Here is a 19,930-nt window from a genome sequence, read left to right as displayed (position 1 = left end):
GCTTCTACCCTACTGCCTCGATCAGGCCGGAATAGTCAACGCCCCACTGGGCGACCATTTGCGGTGAGGTCGGCCAGACCGCCGCTCGTTCCCGGCCGCGGTCGCCGGCCGTGCGCCGGGCCTCGGGATCCTTCAGGAGCGATTCCAGGGCACGGGCAAGAGCCTGCGGATCGCGCGGGGGAATCAGGACACCGAGACCGTCGAGCAGGTCAGGCAGTCCGCCCACCGCGGACGCGACGACCGGTAAGCCGGCGGCGAGCGCCTCTTGCACGACCAGCGCGCGCGCTTCCCAGGTGCTGGTGAGCGCGAAGACGTCGGCGGCCAGCAGCAACCCCAATGGATCGGCGACCGGTCCGACGAACCGGACACCGGTCTCGCGTGCGCGCAGCTCCAGATCGTGCTGCAACTCGAGGATCCCCCCGCCGGCGACCAGCCAAGCCGGCCGGGTGTCCAGGAGCTGCGCCGCGGCGACGAGGGTGCCGAGGTCCTTTTGCGGCGCGATCCGCGAAATCGTCACGATGAGGGGCTCCTGCTCCCCGATCCCGCATGCCGTGCGCACAGCGTCGCGGGCCGCCTGCCGGTCCGCGTCCGTCGCCGAAAGCAGTGCGGGCACCCGCGGCGAGGGTACGCGCGCCAGCTCGGCGCGGCGCGCGCCGAGCGCTCGGGCCCGATCCACGAGGTCGCTGCTGGCCCCGGTCACCAGATCGGCCGACGTGATCGCCGCACGCTCGACGCGTTCGGCCAGCCGGGAGCGCAGACCGGTCATCGGGGGTGATGCGTTGTGCAGGCTCAGCACAACCGCTGCCCGGTTGGCTCGCCGATGGGGGCGACCAGAGGTGCGGGCGCCCCGGAACGCGCCGAATCCGCCACGTCCGAGTCTCGGCAGGAGCGCCGCGACGAGCGCTCCGGCCTGATGCCCGTGGGCGTGCACGATGTCGCCATCGCGCAGGATCGCGCGCAACCGCCGCAGGGAGCGCGGATCCGGCCGCCGGGGGTCGGGCCAGGCCAGCACGGCATCGTCGATCCCGAAGGTCGTTGCCGTGAGCGGATCGGTCACCACGGTGACGTGGTGGCCGGCAGCGCGCAGGCCTGCGGCAAGGTCGACGACGTGGGTGCCGATGCCGCCGGTGGACTTGCCGAGCACCAGGACGATGTGCAGGGCGTTCATCGCGTTCGACCGAGACGGGAGCGCAGGGCGCGGACCTGTGCGGGTGCGGCGAGCGCCACCCCCGAGACTGTGATCAGGGCGGCCAGCCCGCCGGTGACCACCCCGCTGGACACGGCGGCCACGACACCGTCGGGATCCGGGAGCAGATGCGCCAGCACCCGGGCCGCGAGCGTGCCGGCGACGCTGCCGACGGCCAGCCCGATAACGACACGCGGCAGACCGGCGAGTGCGGCGCTCCCCCATGCGTGGTGCACCAGTCCCAGCAGCCCGAGCGCGGCCAGAGTCATGCCGACGCTCGAACCGACACCGATCACCGTCAGGGTCCACGCCGTGTCCGTGCGCCCGATGGTCAACACCACCGGCACCACGGCTGCGAGCACCCAGCCGGCGGCGACGACGGTGGACGCGGTCCGCGCGCGCCCACGGACATAGAGCGCGCGCGTGAGCAGGGCGCACACGCCGAACCCGACCAGGCCGGGCGCGAAGGCGGTCATGGCGGTCGGCAGGGCAGCCAGCGCCGTCGCTCCCGGGCCGGAGCGACCCGCGTCGACGGCCGAGAAGAAGGCACCCAGTGCGGGCGCGGCGGCGATCAGGGCGGCAGCCGCGGCACCACTGAGCACGATGATTGCCCCGAGCGACCCGGCCAGGGCCGGCCCGGCGCGCGGGTCGCGGCCATCGCCGGCCGCCAGCACAGGAAAAGCCGCGGTCGCGATGGGGACGGCGAGCACGGCATACGGGAGCAGATAGGTCGCCTGAACGTACTGATAGGCGTTGATGGTGCCGAGCGCGGCACGCTGATTGGTCAACCAGAGCACGACGGCGACGCTCGCCTGTTGTGCCAGCAAAGCGAGCAGCCCGGCGCTCGCCAGCCGCCTGGCCCGCACGGCGCTGTCGAACGGGAAGCGGAAGGTCGGGCGCAGACGAACACCAACCCGACCCAGGGACGGAATCAGCGTCGCCACCAGGGCGAGCACGCCACCGGTGGTCCCCCAGGCCAGGACCGCGACGGCCACCTCCGATGAGGTGTGACCGCTGGCGACCAGGGCGCCATAGGCCAGGTAGGTCGTGATCACCACGATGCTGGAGATCAGCGGGGCGAGTGCGGCCGCGACGAAGCGCCGATGGGCGTGGAGAATGCCGGTCACCACGATCCCGATGCCATAGAGCACGATCTGCGGGGCGAAGATGAGCAGCATGCGAGCGGCAAGGTCGCGGGCGTCACCGGGCGGGTAGATGACACCGGCGATCGCCCGCGCGGCAAGCGCGACCGCCACGGTCACCGGCACGAGAATCGCCATCGCCCACGTCAACAGGGCCGAGCCGATGCCATCGGCGGCGTCCCGGTCGCCGTCCGCAACCCGGCCGGCCAGGAGTGGCACCGCCACAGCCGACAGGATGCCGCCCGCCGCGACCTCGTAGACGACATTCGGGACCGTGTTCGCCGATTGATACGGGGCGCCGACGGCCGTGGTCCCGACGCAGGCGGCAAAGACGAGGGTGCGCGCAAAACCCGCCACCCGCGAGGCGAGGTTGAGGACGGCGATGGAGCGGGCCGCGGACCCGATGCCGGGATGCCGCGCGGGCCGGCTGGCGGCCTCGCTCATCGGCGACCCCAGGCGTCGAGCTCCCGCAGCACCGGGGTGGACTCGATGACCGTGGTGAAGCTGACTCGCTCGGAGGCGAGGGTCAGCCCGGCGAGCGTGCCGAGGACGAGTGCGCGCCCGACGGGGCCGGTGCGGGCGACCACGGCCGCACCGACCAGGGAGCCCGCGGCGTTGGCGCCGGTGTCGCCGAGCATGGTCGCGCCGGCCAGGTCATCGGGCAGGGACCCCAGGGCCGCCCCGAGCGCCGCCCCTGCGGTGCGATCTGCGAGGATGGCGAAGGGCGCAGCCGCGATGATCGCGACCTTGAGGGCACGCCCCGGGCGCAGGTCCAGCAGGTTGGCAAGATTTGCGCTCCCAGCGATCACCGCGCCCCCGATGAGCGTCGCCGGCAGGGTCCGCAACGCCGGCGTGCCGCGCGCACCCGGCCGGTCGAGAAGGTATGCCGTGGCCGCCCCCGCCGCAGCAAGCCCGGCGATCTTGACGGCACCCGTCGTGACGCGGCCCTCCCGGAGCGCGCCGAGGTGGCCACGCAGCCCCTTGCTACTGGCGTCGCCGGCGAGATCGTCGAGCAGGCCGAAGGCGCCCGCACCCACGGCCGCCAGGACGGTGGCGCCGGTGGCGGGGCGGGCGCTCGCTCCCTGGGGCCACGCGCGAGGCTCGCGCGGTCCCCCAAGTCCGCGTGCGCCGGCGCGACGCGCGGCCAGGCCGCCGGCAAGGGCACCGAGGACGGCGCCTGCGACATACCCCGGTCCTTCGAGCAGCGAGATCGGCCGGCCGGCGTGGTTGGTGCGTGTCCACCGTCCCGCGCCGCCGGGGGGATGGGCGCGCAGCGCCCGGCCGCCCCACCGCGCAGCGGCCGCAGCCGTGATCGTCGCGGCCGCTGAAGAGAGCGTGGGTCCGGTCATCCCTGGCTCAGCCGGCCGACGGGAACACGGCGCGCGCGCCGGAGAGCAGGCCATACTGGCCGACCCGTCCGGCGGCCTGCTCGACGAGCGCCCAGACGATGCTGATCTGGCCGATGCTGCTGCCCGCGTCATCGACGGTGGACAGGCGCTGGCGCAGGGCGGATTCCCCGCGAGCGGCGGCAATCACCGAGGTGCTGTCAGTAGCCTTTGGGTCGATCTGGGCCGTGAGCACGGCGCCCGTCCCCGCCGCGTCCAGGGCCCCGGCGAGTGCCGCCAGGCTGGGCAGGGACTGGGCACCTGTGCTCGTCGCCGTCGGGACTTTGACTTCCGGCGCGCCGATCACGACCGCGAGGGAGCCCGGGGTGCTCGGGTAGTCCCCGGCAACCAGGCCGGCCGTCCGCAGGGCGTCCCAGGAGGCGCGCCGCCGATCCTCGGGGATGGCCGGCTCCGCCGTCGCATCGGTGACCTTGGTGAGCAGGGTGGCCCCCAGGACATCGTTGAGCAGATCGTCACCGGTCGCGGTGGTTCGCAGCCCCAGCGCGCCGGCGATCGTCGTGGCCACGCCCGCACGCTCACTGCTCGCCGCCTCGGAGGTGTCGGTCCACTTCTCGCCGATCTGGACCGGCCCTTGCAAGCTCGCGCCGGCCGCGCCGAGGGTGTCCTCGCTGCTGGTGGTGACGCCGGAATCGGCATTGGGCAGGGCGACGACGACAACCGTGCGGTCGGCGAGGCGACCCGCGACGGCGGCCGGCAACACGGTCTTGTCGAAGCTCTGGTGCGTGTCGATGCTGCTGTTGGCCGCATCGAGTTGCGTGCGCAAGTCCTGCTTCTCGGCGCGCAGTTGCACCACCTGGGAGTTGAGCGACTCGCTGATGCCTTCCTTGAGCGGTCCGGCGCCTAGCACGATCCCGATGGCCAGCGCGATCAGCACCGAGGCCAGCGAGACGAGGTGATAGCGGAAGTCGATCACGTGAATACCCCCACGATTGCGGCCCACAGGTCGTCCCAGCGGGCACCGATCAGTTGCAGGATGATGGCGCCGCCGGGCGTGTTGTACATCGCCAGCCCGAGGACCAGCAACCCGATGAAGAGCGCGGTCAGCATCGTCGCGCCGGAGATCCGCGAGCGATAGAGGCGACTGACGCCCTTGGCGTCGATCAACTTGCTGCCGACCCGCAGCCGGGTCAAGAAGGTGCTGGCCATGCCCGAGCGCCCCTTGTCAAGGAATTCGACCAGCGTGGCATGGGTGCCGACGGCAACGATCAGGGTCGCACCCTTGTCGTCGGCGAGCAGCATCGCGACGTCCTCGCTCGTGCCAGTGGCGGGGAAGACGACCGGGTCGATGCCGAGTTCGCGGACCCGCTCGGCCCCGGGGGCCCGGCCGTCGCGGTAGGCGTGCACGACGATCTCCGCGCCACTGGTGAGAGCCGCGTCGGACACCGAGTCCATGTCACCGACGATCAGATCCGGTCGGTGCTTCTCCTCCAGCAGGGCATCGGCTCCACCGTCGACGCCGATCAGCACCGGCTTGTATTCCCGGATGTAGTGCCGCAGCGCCTGCAGGTCTTCCTTGTAGTGATAGCCGCGCACGACGATCAGCGCGTGCCGGCCGTCGAGCTTGGTGATGATGTCGGGGGCGCCGACTCCGTCGATGAGCAGATCCTTCTCGCGGACGAGGTATTCCATCGTGTTCTGCGCGAAGGACTGCAACTGCCCCGACAGGCCCTCGCGCGCGACGGCCATGGCACTCTGGATGCCCTCTGCCGTCAGCACGGTGCCCTCGGCCAGGATCGTCCCGGTCGCGGCGTCACGGACGACGCCGTCCTCGAGGCGGACGTGCGTGTCCTCGGCGATGGCCTTGGTCAGGTCCGGCCCGCAGGCGTCGATCAACGGGATACCCGCCTCGACGATCAGCTGCGGACCGATATTGGGGTAGCGGCCGGAAATGGAGGCGGCAGCATTGACGATGGCCCCCGGCCGGCACGCGATGAGCGCCTCCGCGCTGACCCGGTCGATGTCCTCGTGGTCGATCACCGCGATCTGTCCCGGGCCCAGCCGCTTGGTGAGGTTCTTGGTGCGCCGGTCGACGCGCGCGCGAGCGGTTCCCTCCCCGGGGCCAGGCTCGCGCGAACGTCGGGACAGGGAGGTTCGCATCAGGTCAATTGTCCCACGAGGCGCGTCGCGCCGCCGCCGACGCCAAAAGCTCCCGGGCGTGGTCAAGAGCCACCTCGGAATCGCCGCCGGCCATCATCCGCGCAAGCTCGCGTTCGCGCGCCTCACCGGCGACGAGGCGCACATCACTGCGCGTCACCTGACCGTCGTCGGCCTTGGTCACCACCAGGTGCGCGTCGGCGAAGGCGGCCACCTGCGGCAGATGCGTGACGACCAGCACCTGGGCATTGATCGCCAGCCGCGCGAGCCGCGCGCCGATGTCGAGCGCGGCGCGCCCGCCCACCCCGGCGTCGACCTCGTCGAAGACATAGGTCGGCACCACGGCCGCCCGCGTGCCGAGGACGACCTCGATCGCGAGCATCACCCGCGACAACTCACCACCGGACGCGGCCTTGGCGATCGGCCGCGCCGGCAGGCCGGATCCGGCCCGCATCACGAACTCGACATCATCCGCCCCGACCGGCCCGTATGCCGTGGCCCCCTCCCCCCGCGAGCTCACCGTCACATCGACCTCCGCGGCGCCCATCGCCAGGTGCCGAAGCTCGGCGCTCACTTGCTGCGCGAGGTCTGCGCCGGCCAGCGACCGGGCCCGGGTCAACGCGGCCGCGCTCACGCCGAGGGCGGCGAGCGCCGCGTCGGCTCGCTCCTGCGCCAGCGGCAACTCGTCGGCGGCGGTGTCAACGTCGAGCAGGCGAGCGCTGGCCTGCCCCAGCCAGGTCAGGACGGCGTTCAGGTCGCCGCCGTGCGCGCGGGTGAGGGTGGCCAACTCGGAGCGCCGGGCCAAGATGGCTCCGAGCCGCTCGTCATCGACGTCGACGCCGTCGGCATAGGCGCTTAGGTCACTGCCTAGATCCGAGACCAGCATGGCGACCTCCTGGAGCCGGACGTGGAGGTCGGCCAGGGCCTGGTCGTGGTCGATCACGGGGCTGAGCGCCGAGGCGGCGGCCGCCAGCAACTCGGCGGCGCCGGGCGCCTCGGGGCCGCTCGCGTCGTCGCCGAGCAGGTGCGCCCCGGCCGCGTACGCGGCCGAGCGCAGCTGCTCGGCGTGCGCGAGGCGGTCCTCCTCGGCGCGCAGCGCCGCATCCTCACCCGGCTGGGGGTCGATCCGCTCGATGCGCTCCACCCCGGCCCGCAGCACGTCGAGGTCGGCGGTCCGACTGGCGACCAGGTCAGTGAGCCGCTCCAGTTGCGCGCACGCCGAGCGCCAGGCGTCGAGATCGGCGACATAGCGCTCCCGCACGGCCCGCAGGTCGGGGCCGCCGAAGTCGTCCAGCAGAGCTCGCTGGGCTTCGCCCGAGCGCAGCCGCCACTGATCCGCCTGGCCGTGGACGACGAGCAGGTCTTGGGCAAGTTCGCCGAGCACCGACACCGGCACCGAGCGGCCCCCGGCATACGCCCGGGAACGGCCGCGCGCGCCGACGGTGCGCACAAGAATCAGCCCGTCGGCGGTATCGGCGCCGGCGTCCGCCGCCCGCGCCAGGGCCGGATGCCCGGTGGCGACGTCGATCAGTCCTTCGACGCTGGCCGCATCGGCGGGTGCCCGGACCAGACCCGAGTCGCCGCGCGCACCGAAGAGCAGGCCCAGCCCGGTGACGACCATCGTCTTGCCGGCCCCGGTCTCGCCGCTGACGACATTCAGGCCAGGGTGCAGGGCCAACACCGCCTGGTCGATCACCCCGAGGGCGCCGATCCGTAGCTCGCTGATCATGGCCCGGGCTCGAAGCTGTGCCGGAGCACCGGAATAGCGTCAGCGGCCGGCGCGCCTCGCCAGCCGTGGATGGGCAGGCGCAGCTTCTCGACCAGGCGGTCGGTGAAAGGATCGCCGGAGAGCCGGGCCAGCCGCACCGGCTGCTCCGAACGGCATACCTCAATCCGGGCACCGGGCGGCAGATCGACGCTTCGGCGCCCGTCGCACCACAGCACCCCGGAGCCTTGCGTGCCGGGGATGACCTCCACCGCGATGCGCGAGCGCGGACCCAGCACCAGCGGCCGGGTGAACAACGCGTGCGCGCTGATCGGGACCAGGAGGATGGCGTCAAGATCGGGCCAGACGATGGGGCCGCCCGCGGAGAACGCATAGGCGGTCGAGCCGGTCGGGGTGGCCATCACCACGCCATCGCACCCCCACGTCGACAGCGGCCGGCCGTCGACCTCGACCGTCAGTTCCAGCATCCGCTCACGAGCGACCTTTTCCACGGTGGCCTCGTTCAGTGCCCAGGTGCGGTAGAACTCCTGCCCCTGCCGATAGCTGACGACGTCGACCGTCATCCGCTCGGTGACGGTGTAGTCCTGGGCGACGATTCGGTCGATGGTCGTATGCGTGTCCTTGCGTTCGGACTCGGCCAGGAAGCCGACGTGCCCGAGATTGATCCCGAGCAGCGGGGCGCCGGAGCCGCGCGACAACTCCGCACCGCGCAGAATCGTGCCGTCGCCGCCGAGGACGAGCACCAGCTCGCAGCCGTCGGCAGCGCGTGCCGGGTCGGCGGGCAGGCTCACCGGACCGACCGAACCGGAGAGCGACTCGGCCACCAGCGGGTCGACGCACACCTCGATGCCCGCCAGGGTCAGCCGTTCGATGACGTCGGCAGCCAACTGTCGCGCGTCCTGACGATAGGGATGCACGACGATGAGGATGCGGCGCGGTGGTGTCATGCCTGGTCCTTATCTGACGGCCCGATCGATCAACTCATCCCGAGCCTGCCACGAGCCACCGACAACCTCCGACACCGCCACCCACAAGAGGTACTCCCGGTTGCCGTGCGACCCGAGAGTCCCGCTCGCAACCAGCGTGCGCAGCGCGAAACCCGCTACCTCGGCAACTCGGCCCACGTTCCGGATCGCCATCGCCCGGTCGGTGGGCGCAGTCACTACCCCCTTCTTGCCCAGCCGTCCGCGCCCGACCTCGAACTGGGGTTTGACCAGCAGGATCACGTCCGCGTCGGCCGCGCAGACCCGGGCGATGTCATCGAGCACGACCGTTAAGCTGATGAAGCTGAGATCGACGACGACGAGGTCGACCGGCCCGCCGATCATCGGCTCGGTCAGTCCGCGGACCGAGGTTCCCGACAACTCCCGCACCCTGGGGTCGTCGCGCAGTTGCGGGACGAGTTGCCCGTGGCCTACGTCGAGGGCCACCACCTCGCGCGCGCCACGCTCGAGCAGGACCTGGGTGAATCCGCCGGTGCTCGCCCCCACGTCCAGCGCGCGACGTCCACGGACATCCAGCCCGTATGCCGTGAGCGCCCCGTCGAGCTTCTCCGCACCTCGTCCGACCCACCGGTGCGCGTCGGTGACGTCGAGATCATCCCCTGCCGTCACCGGCTGGGCCGGTTTCAGCGCCGGTATGCCGTTGACCTGCACCGCCCCGCGCGTGATGAGGTCCCGGGCGTGGCCTCGCGATCGGGCTCGGCCCCGGCGGACCAGCTCGACGTCCAGCCGCTGCGCAGGTGCGCTCCCCTCGTCGGCGCCGGTGTCGGGCTCAGTCAACTCGACAGGTCGCGCAAGCGACCGCGGAGCACATCCTCCACAATGGCTCCGGCACGCAGAAGGGTGTCCAGATCGTCCGGGGCGACAGCAGCGAGTTCGGCCAGGGCGCCGTCGATCACCAGATCTCCGGTCGTGGGGGGCGCCGCGCCTGCCGCAGCGGACGAATTGCCCGACGACGTCGGGACGGTGGGTTGCGCGCTCGGGTCCGTCCCGGTCTGCCGAATCACCGGGAGCGTCGACGATCCGCTCCTGCCGACCGAATCAGGTTTCACGGCTCCGAGCGGCCCCGGGCGCGGGTGCCCGGCATCACTCACGACGGCTCCACCCCGGCAGGCGGGCCGGCCTTTTTGGCCGCGCGGCGAGACCCGCGGGCGGCCGTGGATTTCGCCGGCGTCGTCTTCGCCGTCGAGACCCTCGAAGCCGCCTTCTTGGTGGGCGCCTCGACACCGGCCGCCCTGCCTGCCGGCGCCGTAGTGGCCACCTTCTTCGTCGCCCGCTTGGCCGTGTCCGCCTTGGCCGCCGACGTCTTGGTGGCTGACACCTTGGTCGCACCGGACTTCCGGCTCACGCCACGCTTGGCCGGGGTGGTCGTGGCGCTGTCAGCACGGTTGGCGCCGTCGGTCGCACGGGTCGGCGTAGCGAGCCTCGAGGATGCCACCTTCTTCGCCGAGCCACGCTTTGCGGGCGCCAGGCGCACCGACGCCGAACGCAGCGACGGCGTCGTCGGCAGTCCCTCGGCAATCGCCGCCGGATCGGCAATAGCGGGCGTCTCGGACGCGATCGGGCGGGGCGCCTCAGGCTCCGGCACGACCCGGCCGGCCAGCGATCCGGCGGAGGCCGAGGCGACGACCACCCGCCGCCGCGGCGGTCGCGTCCGCGACGCTGCCTCAGACGTCACCTCCGCTGCCCCCACCGGCTCGGCACGCGGAACGAGCGTTCCGGGCACCGGCCGGGCAGCCGCACGGGCGCGCAACGCCGCGGACGTGGCATCCAGATTGCCGCGCTCCGGGGAGCGCCAACCCGGCCGCGCGCCCGCCTCGGATGACGCGGGCGCGCTCGACGGTGCAGCAGCCAGTTGGCGCTGCTCCGGTCCGGGGGACGCCAGCATCACATTGGCCACCCGGACGCCGTCAAGTGTCTTGGTCAGGACGAGTTCGATGGTCGCCAGGGATGTCGTGACCGCCCAGCGGACTAGTCCGTTCACAAATGTCTCCTCGTCAAAATGAAATGCCGTGACCTGGGTCGAGCCTAAACGCGTTCTTGCGGCCAGGCCACGAGCCGCCTCGCCTCGTGTCGAGCCCTATCAGGCGCGATCGGGCAGGGACGCAGCCAGGGAAGCGGCACGATCGGTGGGCAAGCCCGCGTCCACCGCGGCCCAGATCGCCGCGAGCCCCGCCCGCCCCACAGCAATATCCGGACCGCCGCAGGCGACCAGCACACGGTCCCCATCGACGCGGACCGTCGCACCGTCGCACGCCCACCCGTCCGGCGTGGGGGTGGGTGCGGCATACGGCTCGATGAGTCCGCGCAGGTCGCTGACCACGAACTTCGGCCGCTCGGCGACCGGCGCAAGGGACGCGTCCCGGATGCCGTGCACACCGGTCAGCACCAGCAGCGAGTCCATCCCTGCCGCCGTGGCCCCGGCGATGTCGGTCTCCAGACGATCACCGACACCCAGCACAGCCGCGGGTTCGATGCCCAGGACAGCCGAACTCATCAGGTACAACGGCGCCTGCGGCTTGCCCACGACTACCGGCTCGGCACCGCTCGCAATCGCCACACAGCGCACCAGCGAGCCATTGCCCGGGGCGATGCCGCGATCGGTCGGGAGCGTCAGATCGTCATTCGTCGCGACCCAGAGCGCCCCCGACTCGATCGCGTATGCCGCCTCAGCCAGATCCGCGGCGCACACGCGCGGCCCGTATCCCTGCAGCACGGCCACCACGCCGTCGCCCGTGGACTCGACGGGCTCGAAGCCCGCGGCGCGCAGGGCGATCGCGACTCCTGACCCGCCGACGGCGAGGACCTTAGAGCCCGACGGAACGCGCTTCGCGATGGCCGCCGCCCCGGCCATGGAACTGGTCACGACGTGCTCAGCGTTGGCGGTGAGTCCGAAGGAGGTCAAGTGAGCGGCGACCTCATCGGGAGTGCGTGAGGCATTGTTGGTCGCGTAGACCACCGGGGTCGGCAATCCACCGAGCACGTCAACGGCATAGGGCACCGGATCCGGACCGCGGTAGACGACTCCGTCGAGGTCGCAGACAATCCCACGGTAGCCCGCCAGCGGCGTCGCGTCGGCGGTCACGCCTGCGCCCACCCGTCCTCATCGACATCGTCATCCAGATCGGTGAAGACCAAACCATCGAGTTCGTCAAGTCGTTCTGCCGCATCGGTTTCCAGGTCGTGGTCCAGCTCCGCAACCTTGCCGAACCACGTGCGGGCGCTCGCATGATCACCGCGCGCGGCCAGCGCATCGGCGTAGGCGTAGTAGAGCCGGGCACTCCAGGGACGCACGGGGCCACCGATGCCGCGCTCCAATCCGAGCACCGCCGCATCGAGCTGGCCGAGGTCGCGGCGAATGCCGGAAATGACGATCGCGAGTTCCACGCGTTCCGCGGCCGTGAGGTTCGCCGCCTCGGGGCCGTTGGCCAGCTCGAGAGCGCGCTCGGGCCGGCCCAGGCCACGTTCGCAGTCGACCATCAACGGGAGGAGGTGATCCGAACCGCTGAGGCGACGCACCGTGCGGAACTCTGCGAGGGCGCGTGCGAAGTCGCCCAGCCGATAGGCGACCATGCCCAGGGCTTCTCGAGCCGCTGGCACCCGGCCGGCGCGCCGGACCGCGGTCTCGGCGTGCGCCAGGGCACCGTCGAGATCTTCCGCCTGCAGCAACAAGGCCACCATGACCAGGTGCTGCGCAACCCCGTCCGCGTTCTCCTTCGACAGCGTCCGCAACTGTCCCCGCACATCGCGATCGAGTTCGGCACCGGTGACGCCTTCGGCAATGGCCGGCTCGGGCAGGCGCCGCTTGGTCGGCACGAGGCGTGGACCGAGCCCCCGTGCGCCGCGGTCACCATCGGGCGGTGGCCCCTCCCGGCGGTCTCCGCCGGTCCGGTCGGGGTGATCGCCGCGCGGACGATCACCCCGCTCGCCGCCGTCGCCACGTGCCGACCGGCCACTCCGGTCACGACGTTCACCGCTAGCGCGCTGAGCTCCGTATGCCGCATCCCGTCCCCCGCGACCGCGCTCAGCGGTCTCATCGCGCCGAGCGCCGCCCACGGACCGCCCGTCGCCGGAGCGCCGAGCACCGCTCGGCCGGCCGGATTCATCGCGGCGAGGAGCACCGCGGCGGTCCTCACCCCCCTGACCGCGGCCACCACGACCGTCGCGATTGTCCTGGTTCACGCGCAAATCCTTCCATCGGCTCATCTTGGCCCTTGCGCAAAGCGTAGGGGAAACACGAAAGCGCCCTCAACCGTTTCCGGGAGGGCGCTTTCATGAAGTATGTCCGGCTGCGTCCTACTCTCCCACACCGTCACCAGTGCAGTACCATCGGCGCTGAAGGGCTTAGCTTCCGGGTTCGGAATGGAGCCGGGCGTTTCCCCTTCGCTATGACAGCCGAAACTCTATGGAGATATCAATCGTTCCCGACCATATCTCGGGAACTGCACAGTGGACGCGAGCAAAATCTTCGACATCTTGCGATGTGTGGTCAAGTTATCGGCTTATTAGTACCAGTCAGCTACATGCGTTACCGCACTTCCACATCTGGCCTATCAACCCAGTCGTCTACTGGGAGCCTCTCGGGCTTGCGCCCATGGAAACCTCATCTTGAAGCGTGCTTCCCGCTTAGATGCTTTCAGCGGTTATCACTTCCGAACGTAGCTAATCAGCCGTGCCCTTGGCAGGACAACTGACACACCAGAGGTTCGTCCACCCCGGTCCTCTCGTACTAGGGGCAGCCCTTCTCAAGTTTCCTACGCGCACAGCGGATAGGGACCGAACTGTCTCACGACGTTCTAAACCCAGCTCGCGTACCGCTTTAATGGGCGAACAGCCCAACCCTTGGGAGCAACTCCACCCCCAGGATGCGACGAGCCGACATCGAGGTGCCAAACCATGCCGTCGATATGGACTCTTGGGCAAGATCAGCCTGTTATCCCCGGGGTACCTTTTATCCGTTGAGCGACGGCGCTTCCACAAGCCACCGTCGGGTCACTAGTTCCGACTTTCGTCCCTGCTCGACATGTCTGTCTCGCAGTCAAGCTCCCTTGTGCACTTACACTCGAAATCTGATTGCCAACCAGATTGAGGGAACCTTTGAGCGCCTCCGTTACATTTTAGGAGGCAACCGCCCCAGTTAAACTACCCACCAGGCAATGTCCCTGATCCGGATCACGGACCGAGGTTAGATATCCAGAACGACCAGAGTGGTATTTCAACGTTGACTCCACACACACTGGCGTGCATGCTTCCAAGTCTCCCACCTATCCTACACAAGCCGTCCCAAACACCAATACCAAGCTATAGTAAAGGTCCCGGGGTCTTTCCGTCCTGCTGCGCGTAACGAGCATCTTTACTCGTAATGCAATTTCGCCGAGTTCGCAGTTGAGACAGTGGAGAAGTCGTTACGCCATTCGTGCAGGTCGGAACTTACCCGACAAGGAATTTCGCTACCTTAGGATGGTTATAGTTACCACCGCCGTTTACTGGGGCTTAAATTCTGAGCTTCGTCTTGCGACTAACCCGTCCTCTTAACCTTCCAGCACCGGGCAGGCGTCAGTCCGTATACTTCGTTTTGCAACTTCGCACGGACCTGTGTTTTTAGTAAACAGTCGCTTCTCCCTGGTCTCTGCGGCCCATCATCCTAGTCCGTAAAGGACTTCAGAATCCGGGCCCCCCTTCTCCCGAAGTTACGGGGGCATTTTGCCGAATTCCTTAACTACGATTCACTCGATCGCCTTGGTATTCTCTACCTAACCACCTGAGTCGGTTTGGGGTACGGGCGGCTAGAACCTCGCTAGAAGATTTTCTTGGCAGCATAGGATCACCCTGCTTCCCGCATTCGCGGTCACTATCAGGTCTCAGGATATGTGCGAGACGGATTTGCCTATCTCGCTCCCTACACCCTTGGACGTGGACTACCATCGCCACGCGGAGGCTACCTTCCTGCGTCTCTCCATCGCTTGACTACTACAAGTTCGGGTCACGCGCTCCACTTGAGTCAGTCCGAAGACGTCATCACGCTTTGGGCGTTTAGCATCACAAGGTTCATCATGGGCGGTTCTTCGCCGGTTCCGGAATATCAACCGGATGTCCATCGACTACGCCTGTCGGCCTCGCCTTAGGTCCCGACTTACCCAGGGCAGATTAGCTTGACCCTGGAACCCTTGGTTATTCGGCGGACGGGTTTCTCACCCGTCATTCGCTACTCATGCCTGCATTCTCACTCGTGTGGCGTCCACGGCTGGATCACTCCGCCGCTTCACTCGCCACACGACGCTCCCCTACCCATCAACACGCTTGGACTTTCGCCAGGCAGTGTGTCAATGCCACAGCTTCGGTGGTGTGCTTGAGCCCCGCTACATTGTCGGCGCGGAATCACTTGACCAGTGAGCTATTACGCACTCTTTAAAGGGTGGCTGCTTCTAAGCCAACCTCCTGGTTGTCAATGCAACTCCACATCCTTTCCCACTTAGCACACGCTTAGGGACCTTAGCTGGTGGTCTGGGCTGTTTCCCTCTCGACTACGGAGCTTATCCCCCGCAGTCTCACTGCCACGCTCTCACTTACCGGCATTCGGAGTTTGGCTAACGTCAGTAACCTGGTGAGGCCCATCGGCTATCCAGTAGCTCTACCTCCGGTAAGAAACACGTGACGCTGCACCTAAATGCATTTCGGGGAGAACCAGCTATCACGGAGTTTGATTGGCCTTTCACCCCTACCCACAGCTCATCCCCTCAGTTTTCAACCTAAGTGGGTTCGGTCCTCCACGACGTCTTACCGTCGCTTCAACCTGGCCATGGGTAGATCACTCCGCTTCGGGTCTAGACCCGGCGACTAAAACGCCCTATTCGGACTCGCTTTCGCTACGGCTTCCCCACACGGGTTAACCTCGCCACCGAGCACTAACTCGCAGGCTCATTCTTCAAAAGGCACGCTGTCACCCCACAAGGAGGCTCCAACGGATTGTAGGCACACGGTTTCAGGATCTATTTCACTCCCCTCTCGGGGTACTTTTCACCTTTCCCTCACGGTACTTGTCCGCTATCGGTCACCAGGGAATATTTAGGCTTAGCGGGTGGTCCCGCCAGATTCACACGGGATTTCAGGGGTCCCGTGCTACTTGGGATACTTCTCCGGAGTTCACGCCATTTCGTCTACGGGGGTCGCACCCTCTGTGCCGGGCCTTTCAATGCCCTTCGACTATGACGCAAATTTTTGACTCCGTGCCGGCCTGTCAGTGCCGACTGAGAAATCCCACAACCCCGATCACGCAACGTCTGACAACTATCACACGCAATCGGTTTGGCCTGTTCCGCTTTCGCTCGCCACTACTAACGGAATCGCGGTTGCTTTCTCTTCCTGTGGGTACTGAGATGTTTCACTTCCCCACGTTCCCTCTACTCACCCTATGTGTTCAGGTGAGAGTGACTGGACTTGCCTCCAGCCGGGTTTCCCCATTCGGAAATCCTCGGATCACAGTCTGGTTATCGACTCCCCGAGGCTTATCGCAGATTCCTACGTCCTTCTTCGGTTCCTGGTGCCAAGGCATCCACCGTGTGCCCTTATAAACTTGAGCCACAAAGATGCTCGCGTCCACTGTGTAGTTCTCAAAATACGGGCGGATCCGTCTCCCGGGCGCGCCTGCTACGGACATGCCGCGCGGTTCGCAGTTGGGATCTCGGTCCGAGCCGATTCCATCGGCCCTTGAAGTCCGAAACGACAAAGCGTCCGAGCCCTCAGGACCCAACAACGTGTCAGGCAGCGTGCCCACTCCGTCTCGTTCCACTGTCCCGGAGGACTTGTACTAGAGGCCGGCGCGTTGCGCGCTGCCAAGTAATCGATGTTTCACCCATGAGCTCCTCCTCGTGAGCGTTCGTCACGAGCGAGGCCCTGGATCGCTTGCGCGACCAGTGCTCCTTAGAAAGGAGGTGATCCAGCCGCACCTTCCGGTACGGCTACCTTGTTACGACTTAGTCCCAATCGCCAGTCCCACCTTCGACGGCTCCCTCCAAAAGGTTGGGCCACCGGCTTCGGGTGTTACCGACTTTCGTGACTTGACGGGCGGTGTGTACAAGGCCCGGGAACGTATTCACCGCAGCGTTGCTGATCTGCGATTACTAGCGACTCCGACTTCATGGGGTCGAGTTGCAGACCCCAATCCGAACTGAGACCGGTTTTATGGGATTCGCTCCACCTCGCGGTTTCGCAGCCCTTTGTACCGGCCATTGTAGCATGTGTGAAGCCCAAGACATAAGGGGCATGATGATTTGACGTCATCCCCACCTTCCTCCGAGTTGACCCCGGCAGTCTTCTATGAGTCCCCGCCATAACGCGCTGGCAACATAGAACGAGGGTTGCGCTCGTTGCGGGACTTAACCCAACATCTCACGACACGAGCTGACGACAACCATGCACCACCTGTATACCGACCTTGCGGGGCACCTGTCTCCAGATGTTTCCGGTATATGTCAAGCCTTGGTAAGGTTCTTCGCGTTGCATCGAATTAATCCACATGCTCCGCCGCTTGTGCGGGCCCCCGTCAATTCCTTTGAGTTTTAGCCTTGCGGCCGTACTCCCCAGGCGGGGCGCTTAATGCGTTAGCTGCGGCACAGAACCCGTGAAAAGGGTCCCACACCTAGCGCCCAACGTTTACGGCGTGGACTACCAGGGTATCTAATCCTGTTTGCTCCCCACGCTTTCGCTTCTCAGCGTCAGTAATGGCCCAGAGACCTGCCTTCGCCATCGGTGTTCCTCCTGATATCTGCGCATTTCACCGCTACACCAGGAATTCCAGTCTCCCCTACCATACTCTAGTCTGCCCGTACCCACTGCAGGTCCGGGGTTGAGCCCCGGATTTTCACAGCAGACGCGACAAACCGCCTACAAGCTCTTTACGCCCAATAATTCCGGACAACGCTCGCACCCTACGTATTACCGCGGCTGCTGGCACGTAGTTAGCCGGTGCTTCTTCTGCAGGTACCGTCACTTTCGCTTCTTCCCTGCTGAAAGAGGTTTACAACCCGAAGGCCGTCATCCCTCACGCGGCGTCGCTGCATCAGGCTTTCGCCCATTGTGCAATATTCCCCACTGCTGCCTCCCGTAGGAGTCTGGGCCGTGTCTCAGTCCCAGTGTGGCCGGTCGCCCTCTCAGGCCGGCTACCCGTCGTCGCCTTGGTGAGCCATTACCTCACCAACAAGCTGATAGGCCGCGAGTCCATCCCAGACCGAAAGACTTTCCAGACAGGAGAGATGCCTCTCTGTCTCGTATCCGGTATTAGCAGCTGTTTCCAACTGTTATTCCAGAGTCTGGGGCAGGTTACTCACGTGTTACTCACCCGTTCGCCACTGATCAGAGGAGCAAGCTCCTCGTCACCGTTCGACTTGCATGTGTTAAGCACGCCGCCAGCGTTCGTCCTGAGCCAGGATCAAACTCTCCGTTGATGTTTTGCTCTCGGGCAAGCCCAAGAAAACACTACCCACGAAGGGTTGTTTCACTGGCTGAGCAAGAACAACTAGCTATTGCTAGATGATCGTTGTCAACCAAAAGGATTTCGTACGAGATGAATCGATTCGATCGCTAATGCGATCTATCGGTTCGCCCCGTGACGAGGTTATTGGCATCGATTTTTGACACGCTGTTGAGTTCTCAAGGTTCGGACGCGCACCTAAGATCACCGATCTTTTCGATCAATGCTCGTTTGGGGCAACCGTTCAAGCTTACCGCACCCATGCTTGGGCGTCAACTTCGTGATCCGCTCGACGGCGGCCGTTGTTGAAGCGCTTGGATCTGCGCGGTGGTCTTACTCTAACAGTCTGCTGGGACTGTTCCAAACCGGTGTACCGGCCTGCTTCGCCGACGTGCCTCACCTTGCGGTTCGGGTGCTTCCGGCTGTTGGAGTCAGTTTGCCTGCGGGACCGGCCGGCTTCGTCAGGAGTATCGCTCCTGCGGTGGCGTCCGTTCCTCCCTTGCGGGCTGACGTGGAAAACATTACGGGGCTTTCGCCGATCTTGCAAAATCGGCGTTGCATCCCGGGCGTGTCGCACGCCTGTTCGAGGAGTGCACCGGGGGCCGCTGGAACGTCATACGTGCTGATCAGAGCGCTGCGGCTCGCCCCGCGGCAAGCGACTTCCGGCCGCGACGAAGGATCGTTACCAGGCCGGCCAGGAGGTCGGCCTCCGCCAGCACGGCATTTGCATCGGTCACTTTGACGCCATTAACCGACGCACCGCCCTCAGCGATGGCCCGGCGCGCGGCATTGCGCGAGTCGACCAGGCCGACGCTCACCAACGCATCGACCACGGACATGCCCGCGTGGACCTCGCCGCCGGGCAGCTCCGCCGTCGCATCCACAAGCGTGGCCGCGTCCAGGGCGCGCAGATCCCCCTTGCCGAAGAGAGCTTCTGACGCCGCGACCACCGCCTGACGAGCGGGATCACCGTGCACCAGGGTCACGATGTCCGCCGCGAGGGCCTTTTGGGCCGCACGTCGGAAAGGCTCCTCCCGTGCGGCGCGCTCGAGCTCCTCGATCTCGGGCTGCGACCGGTCGGTGAAGAAGCGCAGCAGGGCGCCGACACTGGCATCATCGACATTGAGGAAGTACTGGTAGAAGGCGTACGCGCTGGTCATATCGGCCGACAGCCAAATGGCATTGCCCTCCGACTTGCCGTACTTGACCCCGGCGGCGTCCGTCAGTAGTGGCGTCGCGAGCGCGTGGACCGAGACGCCCTCGACCTTGTGGACCAAGTCGACGCCCGCGGTGATATTGCCCCACTGGTCCGATCCCCCCGTCTGCAGCACACACCCGTGCGTCCGGTAGAGCTCGAGGTAGTCCAACGCCTGCAGCAGCTGGTAGCTGAATTCGGTGTAGGAGATCCCTTCTTGGCTCTCGAGCCGGCGGGCCACGGCCTCCTTCTTGACCATCTGGTTGACGCGGAAGTGTTTGCCGACCTCGCGCAGGAAGTCCAGAGCGGACATCGGACCGAACCAGTCGAGGTTGTCGACCAGCATCGCCGGGTGGGCGACACCCGTCGTGCCGTCGAAGTCGAGAAAGGGCCGTACCAGAGCCTTGATCCGGGCGACATTTGCCGCCGTCTGCTCCCTGGTCTTCAGCACCCGCTCGGAGGTTGGCTTCGGATCGCCGATCAGCCCGGTCGACCCGCCGACCAGGCAGATGACCCGGTGCCCGGCGAGTTGGAAGCGTCGCAACACGACGAGTTGGACGAAGTTGCCGAAGTGCAGTGAGGGCGCCGTCGGATCGAAACCGCAATACAAGGTGATCGGCCCGTTCTCGATCGCCTCGCGCAGCGCGGACTCGTCGGTGGACAGGGCCACCGATCCGCGCCACTGCAGCTCGTCGAAGACGCTGCTCACGG

The 19,930-nt window shown here is 67.0% G+C and carries 13 protein-coding genes and 3 rRNA genes; all 16 read right to left on the bottom strand.

Annotated elements, in window-relative coordinates:
• Positions 1–4: 4 nt before the first annotated feature.
• The 16 genes from ABD209_RS09175 to tyrS all read right to left on the bottom strand — a co-directional run bounded on the left by ABD209_RS09175 (position 5) and on the right by tyrS (position 19,928).
• A complete protein-coding gene (locus ABD209_RS09175) occupies positions 5–1,168 on the bottom strand; it encodes a glycosyltransferase family 4 protein (protein WP_344065121.1) in 1,164 nt (387 codons plus the stop codon).
• Positions 1,165–2,772, bottom strand: coding sequence for a murein biosynthesis integral membrane protein MurJ (murJ, locus tag ABD209_RS09170; RefSeq protein WP_344065118.1), 1,608 nt, complete (start codon positions 2,770–2,772; stop codon positions 1,165–1,167). The genes ABD209_RS09175 and murJ overlap by 4 nt, the downstream gene beginning before the upstream one ends.
• Positions 2,769–3,677: a hypothetical protein gene (locus ABD209_RS09165; RefSeq protein ID WP_344065115.1), complete on the bottom strand. Its 909-nt coding sequence runs from the start codon at positions 3,675–3,677 to the stop codon at positions 2,769–2,771. Before ABD209_RS09165 ends, murJ begins: the two co-directional genes overlap by 4 nt.
• 7 nt (positions 3,678–3,684) lie before the next feature.
• Positions 3,685–4,647, bottom strand: a complete 963-nt coding sequence (locus ABD209_RS09160; protein ID WP_324388508.1) for a copper transporter — start codon at positions 4,645–4,647, stop codon at positions 3,685–3,687.
• Positions 4,644–5,831, bottom strand: coding sequence for a putative cytokinetic ring protein SteA (gene steA / locus ABD209_RS09155; RefSeq protein WP_344065112.1), 1,188 nt, complete (start codon positions 5,829–5,831; stop codon positions 4,644–4,646). The genes ABD209_RS09160 and steA overlap by 4 nt, the downstream gene beginning before the upstream one ends.
• Positions 5,832–5,835: 4 nt before the next feature.
• On the bottom strand, positions 5,836–7,557 hold the full coding sequence (gene recN, locus ABD209_RS09150) for a DNA repair protein RecN (protein ID WP_344065109.1): 1,722 nt from the start codon (positions 7,555–7,557) through the stop codon (positions 5,836–5,838).
• On the bottom strand, positions 7,554–8,501 hold the full coding sequence (locus ABD209_RS09145) for an NAD kinase (RefSeq protein WP_324388444.1): 948 nt from the start codon (positions 8,499–8,501) through the stop codon (positions 7,554–7,556). Before ABD209_RS09145 ends, recN begins: the two co-directional genes overlap by 4 nt.
• Before the next feature lie 9 nt (positions 8,502–8,510).
• Complete coding sequence (locus tag ABD209_RS09140) at positions 8,511–9,335, bottom strand: TlyA family RNA methyltransferase (RefSeq protein WP_344065106.1); 825 nt, start codon at positions 9,333–9,335, stop codon at positions 8,511–8,513.
• A complete protein-coding gene (locus ABD209_RS09135; RefSeq protein ID WP_344065102.1) occupies positions 9,332–9,649 on the bottom strand; it encodes a hypothetical protein in 318 nt (105 codons plus the stop codon). The genes ABD209_RS09140 and ABD209_RS09135 overlap by 4 nt, the downstream gene beginning before the upstream one ends.
• Positions 9,646–10,539 carry a hypothetical protein gene (locus ABD209_RS09130; RefSeq protein ID WP_344065099.1) on the bottom strand — a complete coding sequence of 298 codons (894 nt, stop codon included), beginning with the start codon at positions 10,537–10,539 and terminating at the stop codon, positions 9,646–9,648. Before ABD209_RS09130 ends, ABD209_RS09135 begins: the two co-directional genes overlap by 4 nt.
• Before the next feature lie 99 nt (positions 10,540–10,638).
• Entirely contained in the window at positions 10,639–11,640 is a 1,002-nt protein-coding gene (locus ABD209_RS09125; protein WP_324388614.1) for an HAD-IIA family hydrolase, read from the bottom strand.
• A complete protein-coding gene (locus ABD209_RS09120) occupies positions 11,637–12,371 on the bottom strand; it encodes a tetratricopeptide repeat protein (protein WP_344065095.1) in 735 nt (244 codons plus the stop codon). The genes ABD209_RS09125 and ABD209_RS09120 overlap by 4 nt, the downstream gene beginning before the upstream one ends.
• 467 nt (positions 12,372–12,838) lie before the next feature.
• A 5S ribosomal RNA gene (gene rrf, locus ABD209_RS09115) occupies positions 12,839–12,955 on the bottom strand.
• Between the two features lie 85 nt (positions 12,956–13,040).
• A 23S ribosomal RNA gene (locus tag ABD209_RS09110) occupies positions 13,041–16,134 on the bottom strand.
• Between the two features lie 345 nt (positions 16,135–16,479).
• A 16S ribosomal RNA gene (locus ABD209_RS09105) occupies positions 16,480–17,998 on the bottom strand.
• Together the 16S, 23S and 5S rRNA genes form the textbook arrangement of a ribosomal RNA operon.
• 652 nt (positions 17,999–18,650) lie before the next feature.
• Positions 18,651–19,928, bottom strand: coding sequence for a tyrosine--tRNA ligase (gene tyrS, locus ABD209_RS09100; protein WP_344065091.1), 1,278 nt, complete (start codon positions 19,926–19,928; stop codon positions 18,651–18,653).
• Positions 19,929–19,930 lie beyond the last annotated feature (2 nt).

This window comes from Nostocoides vanveenii (assembly GCF_039531165.1).
GTDB classification, from domain to species: domain Bacteria; phylum Actinomycetota; class Actinomycetes; order Actinomycetales; family Dermatophilaceae; genus Nostocoides_A; species Nostocoides_A vanveenii.
This window is presented reverse-complemented; position numbering and strand designations above follow the sequence as displayed.